The organism is Endozoicomonas sp. 2B-B, from assembly GCF_053470045.1.
Genome location: NZ_JBLZMU010000001.1, coordinates 1,003,572 through 1,028,792, shown reverse-complemented (window position 1 = coordinate 1,028,792; position 25,221 = coordinate 1,003,572). Strand labels below are relative to the sequence as shown.

Genomic DNA, 25,221 nt, shown 5'->3' with positions numbered 1-25,221 from the left:
AGTACCCATATGAATAGAAGCCTGACTGTCGGTGAAAGATCGTCTTTGCTATTAGTGTCGCTCGTCGTCTGTTTTCCGGACTGCAGCAGTTGGGCTGACACTGTAGAGCTGAACAATAATAATTTCAATCAATACCTGAATGCTGACCATCCGGTCAAAGGTGACTATCAGTTAACCAGTAATATTGACCTGAGCCAATTTCTCTGGAAACCCATCGGCAATGCGTCCGTTCCGTTTTCTCTCACTCTGAATGGCAACGGCCACGTTATTTCCGGACTCAAGGTTTCAACTTCAACCGATAACACGACCTCAGGCTTTTTCGGGTCACTGCAAAACAGCACCATCAGGCAGATCCTGCTTAAAGAGCCAAAAGTGACCAGTACCGGATTTACAAGCCCGGCAGGTGCCCTTGTGGGAGAGTTGAAAGGCAGCAGGATAGAAGAAGTAGTCAATTATGGCGGAGCCGTCAAAACCATTGGTTCTCTCAGTCATGCCGGAGGTGTAGCGGGCAGTGTTACTGATAGCATTATACACGACAGCGTAAACACCGGAACCGTTATCACAACCGCAGATGCCAGCGCAGGCGGTATCGCCGGATTGGCGGTTCAGGCATCGTCCCTGTCAAATAACCTGAATACCGGAAAAATAGCCTCCAGAAATTTATATGCCTCACCTGCCGGTGGCATTGTCGGAGCTCTGAGAAACAACAGCATTGCTAACAACAATGTCAATACCGGTGAAGTTAATGTTGACTTTAGTCAATATTCCGGGGGGGTTGCAGGAGAAGCACAAGCAGCCAAGGTATTACATAACCTCAACACTGGAAAAATATCTTCAGATTATTCGAGAGCCTACTCCAGATTAGTTGGAAGTGTAAGTGGAAGCAGTGGCGGAATAGTGGGGCATGCTTGCGGGCAAACCCTGGTCAGCAAAAATCTCAATACGGGTAGCATTTCTACAAAGCGTTGGCGTACCTATGGAGGTGGAATAGCAGGAGACGTGATCAACGCGCCTGTTGTTCAAAATGTCAATGTCGGAACTGTCAGGACTCAGGGCAATCAGGCATCTGCCGGAGGAATTACCGGGGAAGCGGTTGGTACAAGCGTTCAGGACAACCTGAATGCCGGAGCAGTCATAACGAAAGGCGTTAATGGCCACGTGGGTGGTATTACCGGGGCTGCGGCCCACTCAGCCTCAGTTTACAATAATGTCAATACGGGGCGAGTTGAGGCACAGGGATCCTGGTGCTATGTCAGTCCTGCAGCCGCAAGAGTGTACCGGGCAGGTCCTATTGAGCATAACCTGGATACTTTCACAAAGTACCAATGGACCAGTGAGACATTCAGTGGACGTAATAAAGGTGTCGTAAGACTATCGAAAAGTGCTCTCAAATCAAACCTGACCGGATTGAACAGCACGCTCTGGAATGCCGGTAATGAATCGCAGCTGCCGATGCTCAGAGGCATTAACATCCCCTACCGTGAACTGGCCCGAATAAGTGGTAAAAAATTCCCAACAGCTCTGAGTGAGTTTGCAGACCCCGGTGGTGTTTCAAATGCCCCCTCTTTTAATCCTGATGCCTGGAACAGTCGGGATGGCTATTTACCGTTTCCAAAAGTTTTCTCCGAACCACAAACATCTTTGACCGGGGTTAATTGCACAGAAGGGGTATTTGACTGCAGCGAGGAAAAGCAGCAAAAGACAGCTCACTCGCCCGATCTTTCAGATCACTGCCTGCCACCAGAAGGTATACCTCTCTTTCAAGCCTATGATCCGGAAAAGCAGCAGGTATACGTTGTCATTCAACCTGAACCGTCTTCTGAATGGGCTTCTAAAGGAATTATTCTGGCACGCTATAAGGGCTCTGAGCTGGATAAACAATTTGGTCTGTGTGGCGTTGTGACTTATACAACCTCTACCAACCACGCCACTACACTGACTAGATATCAGTCTCTGTCAGGGCAGATTATCCACGAAACAACAGGCCCTCATCCCGGCTCTTCCCTCAATATTGTTGCAATGACAACGTCAGGAAAAGCGACTCTGTTCGAGTTCCCGTTGAGTGCTACCCAGAGATACCAGGCAGTGTTGGGCGTACGTAACGACTTATTCCCTGGAAATGTTCAGATTAATGATATCACTCACCATCAGGGGATCATGTATTTAACAGGAAAAATCGATAACAGCGTATTTGTTGGCCGTTACCACCAACGACGGCTCTTTTTTCCTGAAATGCATCCTGAAAAAAGTGGCCAGTATGATCAGGAGCAAGGACTTAACCTAAAGCTCTATGCAGATGGCGAACGCCTTTATGTCGCAGGCAAAAGTGATGAAGATGCCTCACATTCTTTGTTTATCAGACAGTACGACAGTAAACGACTAACCCCCACTGCTTCTTTTGCCAACAATGACATAGAGTTAATGGCTATCAATGCCGATGACATGGACAGGGTTAACAGCCAGCAGGACATCCTCGTGCAAAAAGACCAGGTCTATGTTGCAGTTCTCAGCCCTGAGAAAGAGAAACTTTTTATTCGCCGGTTCGCCGCTGACAATGGACAGATGGACAGTGCTTTTATTATTAACGACAGGACTGATTTTTCTTCACGCACACCGGGTTCGTTTGCAACTGTCAGGCTGATGGCAACGGAAGGTTATTTGCACGCCATTATTTACAACAGCGATGGACAAATGTCTGTGTTTACTTATGAAGATCAGGTCAACGTCCATCGTTTTGACACCAGACTTAAACCTGTGGCAGCAGATTCTATGCGCCCGGTATTTGTGGGTAATAAAGCCTATCTGGCCATCGAAAACTCTGATACTGAGGAGGGCGGTCGGCAGGTTCAGATGCAAGAAATCTCTCTGGGTCTTGAAAACTTCAATCGTCAAAAACCCTGTGTCGCATTACGGTCTGCAGAATCGTCTGCGGTGATTTCTGACTGGCGAACTGAGCTTATTGCAGCAGGCGCTGTAGTGGCTACTACGGCGGTTGCAGTCATCCTGATCATTAACAAGTTTAAAAGGTCAGGAATGCGAACACGTAAGTAGCGACCCTGAGAAAACGGGTAAATAACAAGGCCAGTCGGCATGATGATTCTGAATAGTCTACATTAACGTACTTATTATCATTATCTCTATGGTAGTTCTGCAGTCACTGAACCCCGCCCTAAAGGACGGGGCTTGTTAAAGCTCCCAATTTGGGGTTAGAAGTGACCAGACTCAGCAACCGCAAGGTTGCTACGTTAAAGACGAATGTATAGTTACCTTGGGATGCTTCACCAGTCCCAAGCTCTAAGGGTAGTGGTTAAACAGTGTATTGAGGGTTAATCACAGTGCTGCTATCAAGAAACCGTCCATTAACATTGTCTAGGCGACCCCGTCGAGGTGAACTTTACTGGCGCAAGCCTAGAATGGTACGTAAGCACCACATATAAGGACAACGACGTATGAACCGAGTGTTCGTATTGGACAAAGACAAAAAGCCTCTTATGCCTTGCCATCCGGCAAGGGCAAGAAAGCTTCTCGGGAAAGGCAAAGCGGCTGTCTTCAGACGCTACCCTTTCACGATCATACTGAAAGAGAGAGAAGGTGGTGTTGTACAACCGTTGGAACTCAAATTCGACGTTGGAAGCAAAACAACAGGCATCGCCGTTGTTGCTGACTCTGATCGTGGAAAGAAAGTTGTCTTTGCCGCTGAACTCCAGCATAGAGGACAAAGGGTTAAGGATTCTCTTGAGTCTCGACGTGCAACACGTCGAGCCAGAAGGAACCGGAAAACTCGCTACCGTCAAGCCAGATTTGACAACAGGGCTAGACCTAAAGGCTGGCTACCGCCTAGCCTTATGAGTCGAGTTTTCAATACCGAGACTTGGACTAAAAGGTTGTGCCTGAAAGCGCCAATCAGTGATGTGGCTGTTGAGCGTGTCAAGTTCGATATGCAGTTGATGGAGAACCCCGATATCTCGGGGGTCGAGTATCAACGAGGTACTTTGTTTGGTAATGAGTTGAGACAATACCTGTTGTACCGTGATGGGCACAAGTGTTCTTACTGCAAGGGAGTGAGTAACGATCCAATCCTCAACATCGAGCATTTCAAGCCTAAATCTTTAGGTGGTTCAAACCGGATTAGTAACTTGCACATTGCATGTCGTACATGCAATGAAGCAAAGGGTTCAACCCAACCTGAAGCATGGCTAAAAACAATTTCAAAGAAAAAGAACAAGCTAGATACAGCCAGAGTCAGAAATGTGACTAACATCCTGAAAGGAAAGAAGGTCAATTGTCTGAAAGATGCTGCTGCTGTCAGTGCAACAAGGAACGAAACCGCTAGACGTGTTCAGGCTATCGGCCTTCCTACCACCTTTGCTACTGGCGGTAGAACGAAGTTCAACCGCACACAGCAAGGATACAAGAAAGAGCACTGGATAGATGCAGCTTGTGTAGGAGAGTCGGGAACCAGTGTATACATACCAGAGAGCACAAAACCCTTGATCATTAAGGCTATGGGTAGAGGCTCAAGGCAGATGTGTAGAGTGGACAAGTACGGATTCCCTCGTACAAAAGCCAAAGGCTCAAAGCAAGTAAAAGGGTTTCAGACTGGAGATATCGTCAAGGCTATCGTTCCAGCCGGTAAACGGCAAGGAACGTATACAGGACGGGTTGCAGTCAGAACTACAGGCTCATTCAACATCAAAACTGAAACTGACACAATTCAGGGTATTTCATGGAGAAACTGTCAAACTGTTCAGTTAGTGGATGGGTACGGGTACAGCTTGCCCTGACGGGCAAGTCAACATTCCTCCCCGCACTAAAGAGGCTGTCGCAAAACTCTAACAACTCGTTCCCACGCTCTGCGTGGGAATGCATACCTCCCCTGAAAAGCGGACTCTGCAGCGCGAGATGGGTATGGGTTCCCACGCTGGAGCATGGGAACCAGAGTTTTGCGACACCCTCTAAAAGTACGGGGTATCCAGTTGAGGAAAATCGATGAATAAAAGCCTGATAAGAGATCAAAATCGGCAAAGCCTGACTATAAAAAAAAATCCTCTGCACTATTACTGTCACTTGTCGTCTGTTTCTCAAACGGAAACAATTGGGCCAGCTCTATTGAGCTGAACAATAATAATTTCAGAGAACATCTGAATGCCGACCACCCGGTCGAAGGTCGTTATCAGCTAGTGAGTGATATTGACTTGAGCCAATTCACTCCCTGGAAGCCCATCGGCAACACCTCCATTCCGTTTTCTCTCACACTGTATGGCAACGGCCACGTTATTTCCGGACTCAAGGTTTCAACGTCAGCCGATAACACAGCCTCAGGTTTGTTCGGGTCACTGCAGAACAGCACCATCAGGCAGATCCTGTTTAAAGAGCCAAAAGTGAGCACTATCGGATTTACAAGCCCGGCAGGTGCCCTTGTGGGAGAATTGAAAGGCAGCAGGATTGAAGAGGTGGTCAATTATGCCGGAATCGTCAGAGCGAGCGGTCCTGGTAGTCATAGCGGAGGTTTGGCGGGCAGTGTTTCTGATAGCGTTATACACGACAGTGTAAATACTGGCACCGTCCTGACGATCAGAGCTGCCAGCGCAGGTGGTATCGCTGGCTGGGCCGATCAGACATCTTCCATATCTAATAACCTGAATACCGGAAAAATAACCTCCAGAATTTTATATTCCTCCTCGCCTGCCGGTGGCATTGTCGGAACCCTGAAAAACAACAGTACTGCTAACAACAATATAAACACCGGTGAAATTAATGTTGGCTATACCGAATATTCCGGTGGGATAGCAGGACAAGCAGAAGCATCGGAGGTATTACATAACCTGAATACCGGAAAAGTTGCCTCGGATTATTTGCGAAGCTTCTGCTTCTGCTGCGGGGAAGGTGGTAGCAGTGGTGGAATAGTGGGACATGCCTCCGGGCAAACTCTGGTCAGCAAAAATCTCAATACGGGTAGCATTTCTACAAAGTATTGGCGTACCTATGCAGGTGGAATAGCGGGGGATGTGGTCAAGGCTCCTGTTGCTCAAAATGTCAATGCCGGAACTGTCACTACTCGTGGCCCTCAGGCATCTGCCGGGGGTATTACCGGAGAAGCCGAAGGCACAAGTGTAAAGGACAACCTGAATGTCGGAGCAATCACAACAAAAGGTGTTAATGGTCACATAGGTGCCATTTCCGGGGCAGCCACTCTTTCAGCCTCAGTTTGCAACAATGTCAATACAGGTTCGGTTATAGCCCAGCGAAAATTCTGCTACGTAAGCGGGGCCGCGGCAAGAGTTTGGAAGGCAGGTCGTATCGAGCATAATCTGGATACTTTCACAAAGTACCAATGGACCAGTGAGAGAGGCAGTGGACGTAATAAAGGTGTCGTAAGACTATCGAAAAGTGATCTCAAATCAAACCTGACCGGCTTGAATAGCACGCTCTGGAATGCCGGTAATGAATCGCAGCTGCCGATGCTCAGAGGCATTAACATCCCCTACCGTGAACTGGTCCGAATAAGTGGTAACAAATTGCCGACAGTTCTGAGTGAGTTTGCAGACCCCGGTGGTGTTTCAAATGCCACCTCTTTTAATCCTGATGTCTGGAACGCTCGGGATGGTTACTTACCCTTTCTAAACGTTTTCTCCAAATCACAAGCCTTATTAGTCGGGATTGACTGCACACAAGAAGGATTTGACTGCAGCACAGACAATGACATCTCGCCGACTCCAACATCCACACAGCCTTTGCCACCCCATTCGCCCGGCCTCTCAAGTCAATGCCCGCCACCAGAAGGCACACCACTCTTGCAAGCCTATGACCCGGAAAACCAGCATATATACGTTGTGATTAAAGCTGAACCGTCTTCTGAATCGGCTCCTGGAGGTATAATTCTGGCACGCTATAAGGGCCCTGAACTGGATCAACAATTTGGTTTGTGCGGCATTGTGACTTATACAACCTCTAGCCCCCACGCCAGAATACTGAGCTCATACCCGTCTCTGTCAGCAAAGGTTATTCACAAAATCACAGGCTCTTCCCTCAATATTATTGCAACAACAGAGTCAGGAAAAACGACTCTGTTCGAGTTTCCGTTTACGGCTAAGCAGAGATACCGAGCGCAATTCAACCTAAAACTAAATCCCGCTGCTGCTTCTGAAAACGATGATAGAAAGTTGATAACCGCCAGTAACATTGACACGGTCAACTGTCGGCTGGACATCCTGATACAAAAAGACCAGACCTACGTTGTCACATTCTGTCCCGGAGAAGAGAAACTTTCTATTCGTCGGTTTGCCGCTGACAGTGGAGAAATGGATAGTACTTTTATTATTGATGACTGGATTGATTTTTCTTCCCGCTCCCCGGATTCACCTACAACCGTCAGGCTGATGACAACGGAAGATTATCTGCACGCCATTATTTACAACAGCGATGGACAACTGTCTGTATTTACTTATGAAGATCAGGTCAACGTCCATCGTTTTGACACCAGATTTAAACCTGCGGCAGCAGAGTCTATGCGCCTGGTATTTGTAGGCAATAAAGCTTACCTGGCCATTGAAAACCCTGATACTGAGGAGGATGGTCGGCAGGTTCGGATGCAAGAAATCTCTCTGGGTCTTGAAAACTACAATCGTCAAAAACCCTCTGTCGCTTTATGGTCTGCAGAATCGTCTGCGGTGATTTCTGACTGGCGAACTGAGCTTATTGCAGGAAGCGCTGCAGTCGCTACAACGGCGGTTGCAGTCGTCCTGGCCATCAACAAGTTTAGAAGGTCAGGATTGAAAACCCGTAAGTAGCGACCCTGAGGAAACGGGCAAATAACAAGGTCAGTCGGCATGATGACTCTCAATAGTCTATGTAAACGTACTTATTTTCATTATCTCCATGGCAGTGGCGCAATGAATAATAGCTTGGTAAAAGATCAAAATCGGCAAAGCCTGACTATCAAAAAAAAAATCTTTTGTACTACTGCAGTCAATTGTCGTCTGTTTCTCTAACGGAAGCAATTTTGAAAAATACCACCAAAAAAAATCACCAGCCACTTTTTCATTTGGGGACCCGTCTGCGAGATCGTCTGTGGATAGGCTTAGTTTGGGAATTGGACTTATTGCAGCAAGCACTGTGGTGATTGCGACGGCTGTAGTTATCCTGGCCATTTACAGGTTCAAAAAACAACCGACGGTATCAGGAACGGATGCACTCTGAGCTTTTTGGAAAAACCCGGCTCAAAAACCATTCAGATTTTTCTTCTGCCAGCTCCAGGCATCCCTGGCCCTAACATTGAGACGATGCTCTGCCACCCAGCCCAGCTCTTTCCTTGCTTTGCTAACATCGGCATGAACCGTGACTGATGAGCTGAACAGGATTTTATTACGGATCGTCTGGATAACAAAATCTGCTTGCCATGCTTGCTCATGATGACCCCTTATAGTCTATAAATACAAATGAGAATACGAGTAGTTATCATCATTATTTTTATGGTAATGCTTCAATGAGTACCAACCTGATAAAACATCAGAATCGGCATAGCCTGCCTATCAACAAAAAGCCGTCTTTATTATTACTGTCACTTGTCGTCTGTTTTCCAGACTGGAACATTTGGGCCAGCACGATTGAGCTGAACAATAATAATTTCAATCAATATCTGAACGCCGACCACCCGGTCGAAGGTCGCTACAGGTTAATCAGTGATATTGACTTGCGACGATTCGGGCCCTGGGAACCCGTTGGCAATAAATCCATTCCTTTTTCTCTCATTCTGGATGGCAAGGGCCACGTGATTTCCGGCCTCGAAATTTCAACGTCGACAGATAACACCGCCACAGGCTTGTTCGGGTCACTGCAGAATAGCACCATCAGGCAGATCCTCCTTAAACAGCCAAAAGTGACCAGTACTGGAACCAACAGCCCGACAGGTGCACTTGTGGGTGAGTTGAAAAGCAGCAGGATTGAAGAGGTGGTTAATTCTGCTGGAACCATCGGAACGGACGGTTCTCACAGTCATGGCGGAGGTCTGGCGGGCAGTGTTTTTGATAGCACCATACATAATTGCCTGAACAACGGCACTGTCACAACCAGAGGCGCCAGCGCAGGCGGCATTGCCGGATTGGCCGATCAATCATCTTCTGTTTCAAATGACCTGAATACCGGAAGAATCACCTCCAGGTATATAAGCTCCTCGCCTGCCGGTGGCATTGTCGGAACACTAAGAAGTAAAAGCATCGCTAACAATAATATGAATACCGGTGAAGTGCGTGTCAGCCATACCCAACATTCCGGGGGAATTGCAGGAGAAGCAGAATCAGCCAAGGTATTGAATAACCTGAATACGGGTAAAATTGCCTCGGATCTACGGCCCCCCAATAGCGAAGGCGGCAGCAGTGGTGGAATAGTGGGAAAAAGCTCCGGTCACACCGAGATCAAACAGAACCTCAATACAGGTAGCATTTCCTCAGCGTATTCCAAGACACATGCGGGTGGAATAGCAGGTCAAACATCTCGCGTTACTGTTGTTGGCAATGTAAATGTCGGAACTGTCACTACTAATGGTGGATATGCATATGCTGGTGGCATTGCAGGGGTGACTCACGGCGGCAGAATTCATGACAACCTGAATGCTGGAGCAATCAAAGAGAATGGCAATATAGGAGCTGTCGGTGGTATTTCCGGGACTGCCTTCGATTCGGCCTCGGTTTACGACAACGTCAATACGGGTTCAACTGAGGCGCACAAAAGCAGCTATAAAGGCGCTGCAGTCGGAAGACCTTTCAATACAGATCGTTTTAAGAATAACCTGAATACTTTCACGAAGTATAGCTCTCATGAATACAATAAAGGTGCCAAAGAACTATCGAAAATTACTCTCAAATCAGGCTTAAACGGATTGAACAGCACACTCTGGAATGCCGGTGATGTAACGCAGCTGCCAATGCTCAGAGGCGTTAACACCCCCTACCGTGAACTTGTCCGAATACGTACCACTAAACAGACAAACAACCGGTTCCCCAGAGCTTTGAATGAGTTTGCAGACCCTGGTGGTGCCGCCAATGCTACCTCTTTCAATCGCACTGTCTGGAACGGTCAGGATGGCTATTTACCGTTTCTAAAAGCTTTTGCTGAACTACAAATACTCCTGGCCGGAGTTGATTGTACGCAAGGGGGGTTTGACTGCAACAAAAAAACATATCCTCAATTGTTTCATGAAATTGATATAGATCCGAACAGTTTGCCGGAAACAGCGGCTCCAACACCCACGGGCAGAGCTCTGACAAGATATTGTCCGATTCATAGGGTTTTTAGCACTGCATGGACTCTCAACAGTCATCATTTGGCCGTGGGAATAGGTTCCGGCAAAGACAAGCTCGGGTGCCCCTTTTCAGGAGCCATACAAATCTTTGAAATAAATGACTCGGGGGAATCCCTACTCCTGCACACTCTGTCCGATCCGAAAGACTGGGTTGTAAGCGTTGACTACAACCACGACGGTACCGAGCTGGCAATCGGAACTCATGATGATGAGGTCAGGATTTATGACGTGATGAACGGGTACACTCTCAAGAAGATCCTGCCTCATACGACAGGCGTAGGGACCGTTAAATACAACCACGACGGTACTCTTCTGGTAGCCGGAGGAAGTGATGACAAGGTCAGGGTTTACAATGTGACAAATGATTATACCCTCCAGCACGTCCTGTCTGATGCGACAGACGATATACTGAGCATTGCCTTCAATCACGATGGCAGCCTGCTGGTTGCTACTGCGAAAGATGGACAGATCAGGATTTATGTCGTGATGAACTCGTATACCCTCCAGCAAACCCTGCCCTATAGGACAGGCGGGGCACTGAGCATTACCTTCAATCACGACAGCACCCTGCTGGTAGCCGGGGGGAATGGGATCAGGGTTTATCGCGGAATGAGCCCGTACACCCTGATGGACACCCCACCCGGTGAGCATTCACATAGCCTTGCCTTCGACCCCAGTGGCACCAGGCTGGCAGCCGGGAGGGATGATGGACAGGTATGGATTTATAACGGGACGAACCCATTTAACCTACTGAAAATCCTGCCCGGTGCTCACGACAGAGTTTACAGTGTTGCCTACGCTCACAACAACAAATGGCTGGCTGTCGGTTATAGACATCAAAAAGTCAGGATTTATAAGGTCGATACCCCATCGTCATCCGCGCAGCCGTCATCGAGCGAATGGACCACTACTTCTGTAACCCATACTTTTCCCAGTTCAGACTCACTATCAGAAGCTTCAACCGCTGTACCCTTGTCATCCGCACAACCATCAACAAGCGAATTGACCACGGCTTTTGTGCCAGTTAATTTATCCAGTTCTGAGTCATCGTCAGAAGCTTCATCCGCTGTCCCATCGTCATCGGCACAGCCAACAACCAGCGAACTGAACACGGCTCTTGCAGCTCGTACTTCACCAACTTCTGAGTCACCGTCAGAAGCTTCATCCACTGCCCCACCGACAACGGCAGAACCAACAACCGGCAAACTGACCACAGCTTCTGTCGCTCGTACTTCACCTACTTCTGAGTCACCATCAGAAGAAGCTTCGTCCACTGTTCCATCGTCAACAACACAGCCAACAACCGGCGAACTGACCACAGCTTCTGTCGCTCGAACTTCATTCACTTCTGGGTCACCATCAGAAGAAGCTTCATCCACTGTTCCACCGTCAACAACACAGCCAACAACCGGCGAACTGACCACAGCTTCTGTCGCTACTACTTCGCTCACATCTGAGTCACCGTCGGAAGAAGCTTTATCCAGTATTCCATCGTCAACGGCGCAGCCAACAACCGGCGAACTGACCACGGCTTTTGTCGCTCGTACTTTGCCCACATCTGAGTCACCGTCGGAAGAAGCTTCATTTACCGTCCCATCGTCAACGGTACAAACAACAACCGACGAACTAACCACAGCTTCTGTCGCTCGTACTTCGTCCACTTCTGAGTCACCGTCAGAAGAAGCTTCATCGACTGTTCCTTCGTCAACGGCACAACCAACAACTGGCGAATTGACCACAGCTTCTGCCGCTCGTACTTCGTCCACTTCTGAGTCACCATCAGAAGAAGCTTCGTCCACTGTTCCATGGTCAACAGCACAGCCAACAACCAGCGAACTGAGCACTGCTTTTGTAACCCGAGCCTCACCCACTTCTGAGCCACCTTCAGAAGCTTCATCCGCTGTCCCATCGTCATCGGCACAGCCATCAACCAGCGTGGCCAGGACTGTTCAGCTAGACAATAATAATTTCAATCAATATCTAAATGCCGACCATCCGGTCAAAGGTCACTATGAGTTAATCAGTAATATTGACCTGAGCCGATTCACTCACTGGGTGCCCGTTGGCAATAAATCCGTTCCGTTTTCTCTCACTCTGAATGGCAACGGACATGTTATTTCCGGTCTCGAAGTTTCAACGTCAGCAGATAACACTACAGCAGGCTTGTTCGGGTCACTGGAGAACAGCACCATAAGACAGATCCTGCTTAACCAGCCAAAAGTTACCAGCTCCGGAGATGCAAGCCCGACCGGCGCACTGGTGGGAGAGATGAAACAGAGCCGGATTGAAGAAGTGGCCAGTTCTGCCGGAGTCATCAAAACGAGCGGTTCCGGCAGTCATGCCGGTGGGATAGTGGGCAGTGTTTCTGATAACAGCATCATACGCGACAGCCTCAACACCGGAACCGTAATCACAACCGGAATTGCCTGCGCTGGCGGCATCACTGGGCTCGCCGAACAGGCATCCGTCATTTCAAACAACCTGAATACCGGAAAAATAACGCCCAGAAACTTACATGACTCACCTGCCGGCGGCATTGTCGGCAGACTTAAAATCAGTAGCCTTGCTTATAACAATCTGAATATCGGTGAGGTTAATGTCGGCCATACCGAAAACTCCGGAGGCATTGCCGGAGAAGCCGAGGCAGCCAGAGTCGTACAAAACCTGAACACTGGAAAAATTGCTTCCGATTATTTGGACGGCACTTCCCAACGGGGGGGTGGTAATGTTGGCGGAATAGTGGGGGAGGCCTCGAGCCATAGCCTCGTCAGCAACAACCTCAATACAGGGAGTATTTATGGAAAATATGGCTCCCACGTGGGTGGCATAACAGGGCGAGTAGTCAACACAACTGCTGTTCAAAACGTCAATGTCGGGCCTGTCACTACTGAGGGCAAATTTGCCTATGCCGGAGGTATTGCCGGAAAAGCCAGTGGTGAAAGCATTTATGACAACCTAAATGCTGGATCGGTCGTAGGAAGAGGCAGGAGCGGCCCAGTCGCTGGTATTTCAGGAACAGCCCGCGGGGCCAACGTTTACAATAATGTAAACACCGGGTTGATTAAAACATATTATTATGACAACCGAAAAAGTGCGGCAGTAGCAAACATTCGCAAAGCCGGACGTATTGAGAATAACCTGGATACTTTCACAAAGAATCGCAGTGTTCTTACTTTCGTCGAATGGGATGGATATAATACAGGCGTCGTGAGAGTACCGAGAGACGTCCTAAAATCAAACCTGAGTGGTTTGAGCAGCGAGCTCTGGAATTCCGGTGATTCATCACAGCTGCCGATGCTCAAAAACATCAACATCCCCTATCGTGAACTTGCCCGAATAAACGGTACCAAACAGGCAAACAACCAGTTTCCCAGAGCCCTGAATGAGTTTGCAGACCCTGGTGGTAACTCAAATGCCACCTTTTTCAGTCGTACTGTCTGGAACAGTCAGGATGGCTATTTACCTTTCTTAAAAGCTTTTTTCGGAGCACAAACATTATTGGCCGGAATTGATTGCACACCAGGTGGGTTTGACTGCAGCGAGAAAAAGGAGATAACTCCGTCGGCTTCATCATCGTCATCGGAAAAGCCATCAGCCAGCCTGCCGGATAACTGCCCGCTACCGGAAGGCACACCTCTCTTTCAGACCTATGACCGGGAGAACCAGCGCATATACGTTGTCATTCAGCCTGAGTCACATGAGCCTTCCGGGATTATTCTGGCACGCTACCAGGGCACTGAACTGGATAAACAATTTGGTTCATGCGGCACTGTGAAATACACAACCTCTGTCAACCAGGCCAAAATACTGGATTCTTACCAGTCTCTGACAGGGCAGGTTATTCATGAAACCACAGGTCCTCATCTTGACATTGTTGCAACGACAACGTCAGGAAAAGCGACTCTGCTTGAGTTCCCGTTAACTGCGGCCCAGAGAGACCAGGCACGACTCAGAGTCCACAAGAACCTGTTCCCCGACAATGTTCAAATTAATGACAGCGCTTATCATCAGGGTGTGATGTATTTAACAGGAAGCATCGATAACAGCCTGTTTGTTGGCCGCTATCTCCAGCGACGACTCTATTTTCGTGAAAAGTATCCTGAAGATAAGGAAGAAGGACTTCATTTAAGACTCTCCCCAGATGGCAAGCGTCTTTATGTTGCAGGAAAAAGTGATCAGGATGCGTCCTATCCTCTGTTTATCAGCAAATACGACAGTAAACAACTAAACCCCGCTACTTCTTTTGGAAACAATGGCAAAGAGATAATGGTCACCAATGACATGTTCAACAGTCAGTACCTCCTGATACAAAAAGACCAGTCCTACCTTGCCGTATTCAGCCCTGAGGGGGGAAAACTTTCTATCCGTCGGTTCGCCACTGAAAATGGACAGATAGACAGTGCTTTTATCATTGACGACAGGATTGATTTTTCTTCCCGCACAAAGGGTTCGACAACAGCCGTCAGGCTGATAACAAGGGACGATTTATTACATGCCATTATTTACGACAGTGATGGACAAGTGTACGTAGTTACTTATCAAAATCAGGTTAACGTCCATCGTTTCGACACCACATTTGTACCTGCAGCAGCAAAGTCTATGCGCCCGGTTTTTGTGGGTAATAATGTCTATCTGGCTGTTGAAAATGCCGATATTGAGAAGGGTAGTCGGCTTGTGCGTATGCAAGAGATTTCTCTGGAGATAGAAAACTACAACTACCAAGTATCCCCTATCGCTTTCTCGCCTGAGAGATCGACTGAAGGAATGAGTGGCCTGGGAATCGGGTTTATTGCAGCCGGCAGTGTGACTGTTGCAACAATTGCAATCATCCTGGCCATTAAGAAGTTCAAAAGGCAGAGATTTGGATCAGGGACAGAAACTCACGAATTACTATCTTTGGATAAATTTTAGATAACTGACAGACAGGACGACCCCGTAACGAAGATGGCAGAAAACTGATAATGAAAATCCGGTTTTGTAAGCAGAACAGCGAACTGTTTGACAAACAAAAACGGATTTCCACCAATTTGCTGCCACCACACGACTGCATGAACACGGAGCCAGAGCAACGCAGGAGCAGTTGCCGGGTAAGGCATCTATTCCTGGCCAAGCTCCAAATTGCCCTCCTTGTAGACATACTTCCCGGCCAGCTTGATGCCCGCTTTCGCCAGAAGCTGACGGTATTCCAAAGGTTTCAACCAGACAATCCGCTTAAAATCCTCCTCGCCCAGAATCTCATCAAGTGCCTCTTTCATCCGCACAGTCTGACCCAACGGAAACTCTCCTACCATCAACAGAGGCAAATTGGCGCCTTCCTTGTCCTTGCCAATTCCCAGTTCACCCAGCCCGTCTACCACTCTTTTGATGGCTGGAATAAAGGTATCCCTGGCACATCGGGTTAATGCGTTTTGACCGGCATACCAGTCTTTTTCATTGACACCCTCTGGCACTGTATTCTGTTGCAGCACCCAGAAGCCGACATAGCCGGCTTCATTTTTCTTATCTTTCAAGCGAACAAACAGGTGATTAAACTTTCTGGTTGGCAGGGTGGTATTCAATCGCTCCTGTTCCTTTTTGCTATAGCCCAGAACAGGATAGGCCAGATAATCACCTTTAGGTGCCCGTCCATAAACGTCAACGGTTGGCATAGCATTCATGGCTTTCAGAACCGGTACATGTTTCAAATCCAGTGTGTCAAAATCACTGGCTGTGCAGGCTGCTGGCAGCTGATCGAGGAAGAACACCTGGATAGCTACGCCATACTCATAACCCCCACCCTCACTGTCGTAGCTCACCCGATCATAGCGCATAACACCATCCCGAATTTTGTAACCAATGGCGTAGGTGGTCAGTTGAATAAAATCCAGATCCCTTAGCTCTGTCTTTTCACCCACTTTCTGTCTGGCCAGTTTCGCCATCAGACGGGTATCTGAATCCATTTGTAAATGCTTATCGGGGGGCATCTTGAAGTGACGAAGCTTCAGAACTTCTTCCATGTTCTCGCGAATGTACTGCTCTTTCAGAACTAACCTGCCACCGACCACAACGGCTCTTTTGTGATGGTCATTATATCCGGCAATACCGACGTAAACGGCATCAAGCCCGATTTCGTCGTCATCTTTCAGCTCAGGCCAGTGGAAGCGAGCCGATTTCCTGAGATTATCAAGAGCATTAGCGAACAGAACTGTTTCCGAGTCACGGAACGCCAGATTGCCCGGATGACCCATACCGGTGAGTGAAGCCTCATAAAAGTCTTCTTTACCAGATGACTGGCTGTAACTGACATGGACCGGAGAGGCCACAGAGCTGGCCAGTACCTTCTCTGGATTATTTGCCGAAGCCAGCACCATGTTGACCTCGGCATTGCTTTCATAGACCACCAGCACCAGATTGTCTGAATAGGTCTTGGCAAAGGATAATGAAGAGAACAAACTGAGAGAGATCAAGACAACACTGCCTATAAGTCTGAGCTTCATCGGATCAACCCCTTTCTTAGCAAACCTTACAGCAGGGACACTGCTGTATCAGCGAACCGCAGCACTTCTGTGCAAACGTCATTAAAAAAAGCACCTGATCATCAAAATAGCCAATGAAATGAAACCCGGAAGCATAATTGTTTAGACAGAAACGTTATAAAATATTGGTCAGATCCATTTGCAGCAGACTGAGGGCAATGCTGAACATGATCAGACAAATCACCAGATCAATGATTTTCCATGCTTTTGGACGGGCTAACAGGGGTGCCAGCTTCACAGCACCAAACCCAAGACCATAGAACCAGATAAGCGATGCGGTGATAGCTCCCAGTACAAAATAACCACGCTGATCACCGTATTGAGCACCAATACTGCCCAACAAAATGACCGTATCAAGATAAACGTGCGGATTCAGCAGAGTGACCGCCAGAGTCGAAAACACAATACCCCGAATAGACTTTTGCACCTGCCCTTCTGCTTTGAGTTGCCCGGTTTTGAAACTACGCTTCAGTGACATCAGGCCAAATCCAGTCAAATAAGCAACACCCGCCCAGCGGGCTACTTCAAGCAGTGTGTTATTACTTTGGATAAGTGTACCAAGACCCATGACACCGGCCAGTATCAATAAGGCATCGCAGACCGCACAAATTGTGGCAACCAGGATAGGTGACTCTCGACGTAAGCCCTGAGCCAGCAAAAATGCATTCTGACTGCCAATAGCTATGATCAAGCCGCCGCTTAATAGCAACCCATTCAGATAAATTTCCAGCATTGCCTACTTTCTTTTAAAGCGCGTTAAGTACCTAACCAGTTGGTTTCGCATATTCTGGACGGCGGCTTTTTCCATCCTTCTGCGTTCCAACTCTGGTTGCGTAGCTATGGCTACGCGCCCGTCGTTGCGCCTTGAAGGATGAAAAAATCCACTCGCCAGAATATGCGAAACCAACTGGCCAGGTACTTGTACATTCAACAGAGCGACCCACTATGGCCCATTCAAACCCCAATCATAGTGATGATCTAAATCCCCTTTGTACTGCTGAAGCCTGGTGCGCAGATCAGGTTTGGCGTATTTCACCAAGTGGGCGATCAAAGATTGGTCATTCCCACCGAAGTCGACTTTATACCAATGATAGATACTTGAGACGAGCAGTTCGCCATCGTCAAAGGTCACGCCGCGTTCGTGGTTGACGTAATCGGTTGCGGCGGCTTCAAGCAGTGTTTCTGTGTTTTCTGAGGTGAAAGCTTTTGCGGCAATATTCGGGCAACTGTAGCTGGCGCAGTTGACAGCGTAATGGATGCGTGCGTCGCTCCAGATGGGTCTCAGGATATTGTGCTCAATGTTGTTGAGCGTGAGTTTTTTACCTTGAATTTGGGTGATATCGTCGTTCCAGGGGCCAAAGCCGAAGAAACTTTTGCCAAGCTCAGTAATACTATCCACGGGGTAGTTTTCAAGAATCAATTCCACCGTGAGCGCATTGTAGAGGTTCACCCAGTAAGCGAACTGCTCTTGCTTTGAATAGCTGCGGGGGTCAAGCGCGGTCATTTTTTTCAGGTAGTTTTGCAACCGCGATCTGTCGGCTTTGGAGACTTTGCCGTAATTGAACAGGTTCACGCCGGAGGCATGTTTGTTGTCCAGGTATGTGTCGAGGGTATGTTGCCAGTCGCTGTGATCGATGACAGCTTTATTGCTTTCGTCGCTTTTATTCCAGAAAGGAATCAACTCAGATTCAGGGGCCGCATGCACGACACTGACGCTCATGAGCAAGCCAAGAAAGCCGAACAAACTCAGCAAAACGAGCTTGGTAGATTGGGTAAAAAATTTCATTGAGATGCTCCTTTTGCCTCAGCATAACATTTGATTTATCAGGCGGACAAAACCCTCACTCGCGCCATTATAAAGTGGTGAATAACAACTCAGTGTCACGCAGTGCTCCGAAGGTCTGCCCATGGCAATGAAGCCCCTGTCTATCATTCGCTTGCAGTTAACACCTCTTTATGCGAAATTCACCAACGCTTGAAAAAAGCAATTGATGCCCGTAGCGATTAAAATAAGAGTCGCTTTTGATGGCAAATCAATGACTGGCTGGCTTCCCCGTGTTCAAGACGGCCATGAATAATAATTAAAATAAAGTGGAGTTCTGAAGAAAATGGTTAACCCAAAACCCAGTTCAATCAGCCTTTTATTAGCTGTCTTTATCGTCGCCGTGTTAACAACAGCAGCGACTTCGACTCTGATCTGACAAGCTGATGGCGTAGGCCAGGGAGTGGCTTACTGAACTTTCTCACCATATAGCTGCTTTTCTGTTGCAATACTCTTCATTGGAACATCCCAGTCCGCCGCCGGAATTGAACTGACTTTCTGACACTCATGCGCTAACCCCATCAGTATCGGTTTACTGCGGTTTTCCAGAAAGGCAAAAGTCCGGTCGTAATAACCCGCTCCCATGCCAAGACGATTGCCCTGCTCATCAAACCCGGTGAGCGGCATAAGCACCAGATCCAGTGCTTCTGCCTTAACGGTTTTTTCAAGATCCAGTTCCGGTTCGGCAATCCCGTAACGGTTCTCTACCATCCGGGTATTGGGTCTGTAGAGCTGGAAATACATCTTTTCAGGCTGCTCCTGATCCAGAACCGGAAGATAGCAGAACTTATCCTGCTCCCAGATCGCTTCGGCGATAAATCCGGGATCAATTTCACCATCATTAGCCAGATACAGAGCGATATGCTGACTGTGCCGAAAAGCCTCACTGTTACACACGACAGAGGATAATTTCTTTGCCGCAGTAAGTTGCTGTTCAGCCGACAGGGATTGACGATTGCTTCGTAACTGCTTGCGCAGGCTGGCTCGATCCATCTGAGATGACACCCGACATTGTTCTGTTGGAGCAATATTGTCTACTGCTGAAAGGAAATACTCAATGATTGAAATGGATGATGCCTGTCAGACATCGGCGACTGCCTCTCCAGAAAAGGCAAAAGGCCGCTGATTTCAGCGGCCTTTTGCTATGTTCAGTTCCTGACTAGCAGCCTGTCGGACTTAAGCGTCCGTAGCGAGGATTGCAAGAAATTGAGGATAAAAATCTCTGTTTCTGAGGAGAATAGCGAGCTATTTGACGAAGAAACAGAGATTTTTAGACCAATTTATTGCAACCGCACGACTGCATGGATGCAGGAGCTAGAGCAACGCAGGAGCAGTTGCCGCGTAGGACAGTCTTAAGTCCGACAGGCTGCTAGAACGGAATATCATCATCAAAGTCGTCAAAGCCACCTGCTGGCGCAGTCTGAGGCTGTTGCTGAGGTTGCTGCTGCGGAGCAGGACGCTGTTGAGGCTGATGTTGCTGAGGCTGATGCTGATGCTGCGGCTGCTGTGGAGCGGCTGCAGGCGCCTGCTGTTGCATCGGCTGCTGGGGTGCATTGTATTGTTGCTGAGGAGCAGGCTGTTGTGCAGCTCTTGGCTGGAATTCGCCACCACCCGCAGGCATAGCCATTCCGTCCTGACGGCCATCCAGCATTTGCAGCTGGCCACTGAAACCGTCAACAACAACTTCTGTCGTGTACTTATCCTGCCCGGACTGATCCTGCCACTTACGGGTCTGCAGTTTACCTTCAATGTACACCTTGGAACCCTTGCGCAGGTATTGCTGAGCAATTTCAGCCAGCTTGCCGAAAATGACCACCCGGTGCCATTCGGTTTTTTCCTGTGGCTGGCCGGTGTTACGATCTTTCCAGGACTCACTGGTCGCAACACTCAGGTTGGCTACAGCGCTGCCATTCGGGGTAAAGCGGACATCCGGATCATTGCCCAGGTTGCCGATCAGAATGACCTTGTTAACACCTCGTGCCATCAGTTTCTCCAGTAATTTTTAACATGAACCCTTTTCATCCTCACAGGAATGAAAAAAGGCTCCTGGTTGTCGCTTTCTCATTCATTTATGTCAGCACTCACCGTATTGGCGCAGCGCGGTCATATCCACTATTTTTCTGTCCACCTTCAGATAGGCGGTTCTCTCACTGTCCAGGACAGTCACTTCCTCAACCCCGGGAATAATGGCCAGTTCCCTGCCAATAGCACGGGCATCCAGGCTCATGGAGGAGTCGAGGGCCATCACCATACTGCTGACATAAGGAGGTTGTTTCATGGTAACAGACAATAACCACCAGAGTGCAGTAGGGATTGCACAAACCATCATGACACCGGTCGCTCCCCAGTACTGAAAGGCGAGTCCACCAAGGCTTCCACCCAGAGCAGCCCCCAGAAACTGACTGGTTGAATATACGCCCATGGAGGTTCCCCGGGTGCCTGCCGACGATAATTTACTGACCAGAGAAGGTAGTGTAGCTTCCAGAAAATTGAATGCAGCAAAAAACAGGAATATTCCCAGCAAAACACTTTCGGCACGCCACATACCGGCAATGGCTGCCAGCAGGACAGTGACAGCGCCAACAAAGCACTGTTTCAGGCGACGTTTGGCTTCACTGAAAATAATCACCGGTACAATCATCACAAAAGAGACCGAGAGTGCCACCACGTAAATCCAGCCATGATTTTCCCGGGCCATCCCAAGGGTGTCTTCCAGCATCTGCGGCAGGAATACGAACAGGGCCATCAAGGTGAAATGCAGGGTAAAGATACCGGCCATCAACCTGAGCATTTCCCGATTACCTATAACATTGCCCACATCTTTGATACTGACTTTGGTGTTCAGATCAGTCCGGGTCACTACCGGAGTTGGCACCAAGAACAATAGAATCAGAATGCTCAACCCGGCCATTACAGCATTACTGCCAAAAAGCCCCTCCAGCCCCCACCAGTCGGCAAAAAGAGGGCCCAGTAACATGGCGATGCAGAATGAGAATCCGATACTGATACCAAATACCGCCATGGCCCGGGTACGGTACTGCTCACGGGTCAAATCAGCCAGAAGTGCGGTGACAGCCCCGGATACCGCACCAGCACCCTGAAGAATCCGACCGAAAATGACTCCGTGAATAGAGTCGGCCTGAGCGGCAACCAGACTGCCCAGCATAAAGATCATCATACCGGCTATGATAACCGGCTTGCGCCCGAACCGGTCTGACATCCAGCCAAAGGGAATTTGCAGAGCCGCCTGGGTTAATCCATAAGCACCAATCGCAAAGCCGGCCAGGGCTGGAGTGGCCCCCTGCAGGTCTTCGGAATAAAGGACCAGAACAGGCAGTACCATAAACAGGCCAAACATCCTGAATACAAACACCAGTGACAGTGAGACCGTTGATTTCAGTTCCTGCGGAGACATTCCTGACTTCTTATATAACATTGCAAGCGGCTTATTTTATCAGGAAAAACTTTTGAAGAAAGGAGTCGCCGAAAGACAATATGCCCATTGGATTTAAAAATAGAAAAAAAACTTACATTTACCTGCAACTTCCCGAAAATCAGCTATTTTTAATCGTTCCGGTGGAATCATTACAACCATGAACAAGAACAACCATGAACAAGAAGTCTGCCAGACCTGAGGTCGCTTACAGGTAGCCCAAGCAATAAAAAAAGAGGATTGATCAACATGATATACCCTGCCCGACGCTTCGGTCATTTACCACTTTTCATGATGGCGGTAATTGCTTTCACATTGGCAACTCCCAAGCCAGCAGAGGCCGCTAACGACAGAACGCTTCGCTATGCGCTTCTTTCCTCTGGAGTGGTTTTTGTGGGCGGTTTGCTGCTGTTAATTGAGACTTCCTATTCAGGTGGTTCAAACTACTCCGAGGATGTTGAAAATCAGGAGCACTCGTTGCAATTGCCCGTCATCACCTACAAAAAGGAGGCGGCGTTAAAAAACCATCACTCCGTTGATGTCAGGCTTGCCCCTTCGGTAGACCCGAAAGGCGAAATAATCGAATTTAAAGGGACCCTCTTGCAACTGAAGGGCACAAAAAAAGCGGCTGTCTGTAACCCCATCCTGGAAGTCAAAGAGGTGAATAAAAACCTATTAAAAGATATTCACGACCAATGCAACGCCTGGTTCAGCAGAAACAATATGGTATTTCCCCATGAAGTCAGTGGTATTGATCTGGCAGAAGCCTTTAATGTTGCGCTTCCGGAAATGGTATACAGAGCCAACATTCTGACCCTCACTCCCTATCAGGTAGCGCTGAACCCCAATCACAAAGAAGCTACCAAAGAAGATATGAGTTATTTCAGCATAGCGATGAGCGACTTCGAGCCTAACCAGTACTTTAAAACCTGTTATCACTATCCAAGAAACGCCGGCATGAACCCTCCGATGATCGACTCTGCAGGCGAACTGGTTTTCAAACTGCCAAAACAGGGCGTTACTCATCTGCATCATGACGGACACAACGAGTATTTCATAGCGACTCGCCTGTCCAGCAGCCAGGCTAAATTTGCCTATGCCTGGAAGCTTGGCTCTCCCTGGCCACCTATGCCCAGACCAGTCAGATTAACTCCGGCAACCAAAGACATTCTGCCCATTCATGTCCTTGATCACGAGTAACCCGAAAACAAAGTCAGTTCAGGTTAGGAGAATGCACGGTATTGTCATAGACAGTCTTCAGCCCCCGATCATCAAGAAGGTGTCGCAAAAGCCTCATCAATATCGGGGGCTTTTTTATCCCCCTACTGATCACGGTCGATAGCAAATGGAGACCAGGCCTGACGTGTTGGCATCACCTCAACACGGTTGATATTGATGTGTTCCGGCAAGGTTGCGATGTAGAACATTTGCTCGGCAATATCTTCTGCGCTCAAAGGCGTGGTGCCACGGTACAGGTTATCAGATGCCTCCTGGTTTCCCTTGGTACGAACCAGGGTGAATTCGGTCTCTGCAATGCCTGGCGACAGGTCCGTAACACGCACACCTGTCCCCTGCAGATCACACCTCAGGTTATAACTGAACTGCTTAACAAATGCCTTACTTGCACCATAAACATGGCTTCCCGGATAGGGCCATTGACCTGCGATCGAACCTACATTGATGATAGTAGCGCCTGCCCCAGACTTGATTAAGGCAGGCAGCAGTGCATGCGTGACATTGACCAGGCCAGTAACGTTGGTGTCTATCATGGTATGCCAGTCATTAAGATCAACCTCGGGAGCTCCCTGGGGAGCCAGTGCCAGTCCTGCGTTGTTGACCAAAGCCGTTACTGCTGAAAATTCCTCTGGCAACGACGCTACTGCTTTCTTGACGGCTTCTGAATCGCGTACATCCAGCTGCATTACATGCACAGGAACATCCAGTGTCTCCCTGAGGTCCAAAAGTCTCTCTAAACGACGCCCCGAAAGAACCAGCGACCACCCCTCTTTGGCAAATCTGTGTGCAGCAGCTTTACCAAAACCAGAGGTCGCGCCAGTAATAAATGCGATTTTCTTCATCATGTTTTCCTTGTTAAATCATGATTGTGAGCAGTGCCAACATCATCAAAATGGGCGCTACCGTGTTTTTTGGTGATGAATCCGGGTATAAATCAAACAGCTTCTTTCCCAATAAACTGCCCAGCATGGCAACAGGAAAAAGAACCAGGCTGAACTGAACAGACCGGGCCGAGATAGCATCGACATAAAGCAAACCCAACAGTGATGTCGCTGAACTCAGGATAAAAAACAGTATTGCCGTTGCTCTGATTTCACTGGCCTTTAACGACAGGTTTAACAGATACAAAACCAGTGGTGGACCGCCCGCTGAAGCCGTTGTCATGCCAAAACCTGACAATGCACCAGCAAGCATGGCATAGCGATGGTTAAGCCAGGTGAACCGCAGATCAAACATGATCAAAGTACCGGCAATCAATGAGAAGCCTGCAATCATCATCTTCAGTTCATGTGCAGATATGACCGAAATAAACAAAAGCGAGACCGGTATTGCGCCTAGCATGCCCAGTGAAAGCATGGTCAGCAGACGTCGATTAACCTGCTTCCTGGCGCCCGGCAACAGACACAGACTACTGAGCAGATCGAGTGTCAGAGCAATAGCAATGGCATCAAAGGGGGAATAGACAAGACTCAGGCACAGGGCAGCGATAATGGCAAATCCAAAGCCACTGTAACCCCTTACCAACCCGGCAAACAAAACAAATACCGTTGCTAAGCCCATCATCAATTCCGTTAAACATTGCACATTGCTTTTGAAGGCCATCAATGTAATCAGCTCACGACCTATCCTATAGAGCCAGTTTTTCAGATTGTCTGAGTCAGTAGCGCCAACAGCCACCCTGACACAAGGCTTTTTTTAAACTGTCCCTACACCCTCTTTCACGTTTCTCGCCAAGATAACTGCAAATCACAAACGAAGACTCATACCCATCGTGCTTTCTAACTCCCGTGATGAGCATGGAGATTTGAGCCTTAAGACAAGGCGACGATCGCCAACGCAGGGTCAAGGCTCAAATCTTCAGCGCAATAGGGAGTTAGAAAGTTCGATGGCTACAATTCCCCCACTGGAGAATGAA

Annotated in this window: 13 protein-coding genes; 5 read left to right on the top strand and 8 right to left on the bottom strand. The window is 48.4% G+C overall.

Annotated features, from left to right (window positions below; translation table 11 throughout):
- The first annotated feature begins 9 nt into the window (after positions 1–9).
- From ACOMHB_RS04195 to ACOMHB_RS04180, 4 genes are all read left to right on the top strand, one after another.
- Entirely contained in the window at positions 10–3,051 is a 3,042-nt protein-coding gene (locus ACOMHB_RS04195) for a hypothetical protein (RefSeq protein WP_448215599.1), read from the top strand.
- A 398-nt stretch (positions 3,052–3,449) separates the two neighbouring features.
- On the top strand, positions 3,450–4,784 hold the full coding sequence (gene iscB / locus ACOMHB_RS04190; RefSeq protein WP_448215598.1) for an RNA-guided endonuclease IscB: 1,335 nt from the start codon (positions 3,450–3,452) through the stop codon (positions 4,782–4,784).
- A gap of 396 nt (positions 4,785–5,180) precedes the next feature.
- Positions 5,181–7,790, top strand: a complete 2,610-nt coding sequence (locus tag ACOMHB_RS04185; protein WP_448215597.1) for a hypothetical protein — start codon at positions 5,181–5,183, stop codon at positions 7,788–7,790.
- Between the two features lie 695 nt (positions 7,791–8,485).
- A complete protein-coding gene (locus ACOMHB_RS04180; protein WP_448215596.1) occupies positions 8,486–15,211 on the top strand; it encodes a hypothetical protein in 6,726 nt (2,241 codons plus the stop codon).
- A 185-nt stretch (positions 15,212–15,396) separates the two neighbouring features.
- Here ACOMHB_RS04180 and ACOMHB_RS04175 read toward each other — a convergent pair whose 3' ends face one another.
- The 6 genes from ACOMHB_RS04175 to ACOMHB_RS04150 form a co-directional block, all read right to left on the bottom strand.
- A complete protein-coding gene (locus ACOMHB_RS04175; protein ID WP_448215595.1) occupies positions 15,397–16,776 on the bottom strand; it encodes a hypothetical protein in 1,380 nt (459 codons plus the stop codon).
- A 154-nt stretch (positions 16,777–16,930) separates the two neighbouring features.
- On the bottom strand, positions 16,931–17,548 hold the full coding sequence (locus tag ACOMHB_RS04170; protein WP_422136715.1) for a LysE/ArgO family amino acid transporter: 618 nt from the start codon (positions 17,546–17,548) through the stop codon (positions 16,931–16,933).
- A gap of 210 nt (positions 17,549–17,758) precedes the next feature.
- Positions 17,759–18,601 carry a DUF547 domain-containing protein gene (locus ACOMHB_RS04165; RefSeq protein WP_448215594.1) on the bottom strand — a complete coding sequence of 281 codons (843 nt, stop codon included), beginning with the start codon at positions 18,599–18,601 and terminating at the stop codon, positions 17,759–17,761.
- A 444-nt stretch (positions 18,602–19,045) separates the two neighbouring features.
- Positions 19,046–19,630: a 5-formyltetrahydrofolate cyclo-ligase gene (locus ACOMHB_RS04160; protein WP_422136713.1), complete on the bottom strand. Its 585-nt coding sequence runs from the start codon at positions 19,628–19,630 to the stop codon at positions 19,046–19,048.
- Between the two features lie 376 nt (positions 19,631–20,006).
- Positions 20,007–20,621: a single-stranded DNA-binding protein gene (ssb, locus tag ACOMHB_RS04155; protein WP_448215593.1), complete on the bottom strand. Its 615-nt coding sequence runs from the start codon at positions 20,619–20,621 to the stop codon at positions 20,007–20,009.
- Between the two features lie 90 nt (positions 20,622–20,711).
- On the bottom strand, positions 20,712–22,052 hold the full coding sequence (locus ACOMHB_RS04150) for an MFS transporter (protein ID WP_448215592.1): 1,341 nt from the start codon (positions 22,050–22,052) through the stop codon (positions 20,712–20,714).
- A 267-nt stretch (positions 22,053–22,319) separates the two neighbouring features.
- On the opposite strand from ACOMHB_RS04150, the gene ACOMHB_RS04145 reads away from it, so the two are divergent.
- Positions 22,320–23,270, top strand: a complete 951-nt coding sequence (locus tag ACOMHB_RS04145; protein WP_448215591.1) for a hypothetical protein — start codon at positions 22,320–22,322, stop codon at positions 23,268–23,270.
- 122 nt (positions 23,271–23,392) lie between these two features.
- On the opposite strand, the gene ACOMHB_RS04140 is transcribed toward ACOMHB_RS04145, so the two are convergent.
- Both ACOMHB_RS04140 and ACOMHB_RS04135 read right to left on the bottom strand, forming a co-directional pair.
- Positions 23,393–24,148: an SDR family NAD(P)-dependent oxidoreductase gene (locus ACOMHB_RS04140; protein WP_422137065.1), complete on the bottom strand. Its 756-nt coding sequence runs from the start codon at positions 24,146–24,148 to the stop codon at positions 23,393–23,395.
- Between the two features lie 13 nt (positions 24,149–24,161).
- Entirely contained in the window at positions 24,162–24,983 is an 822-nt protein-coding gene (locus ACOMHB_RS04135) for a TSUP family transporter (RefSeq protein WP_448215590.1), read from the bottom strand.
- Positions 24,984–25,221 lie beyond the last annotated feature (238 nt).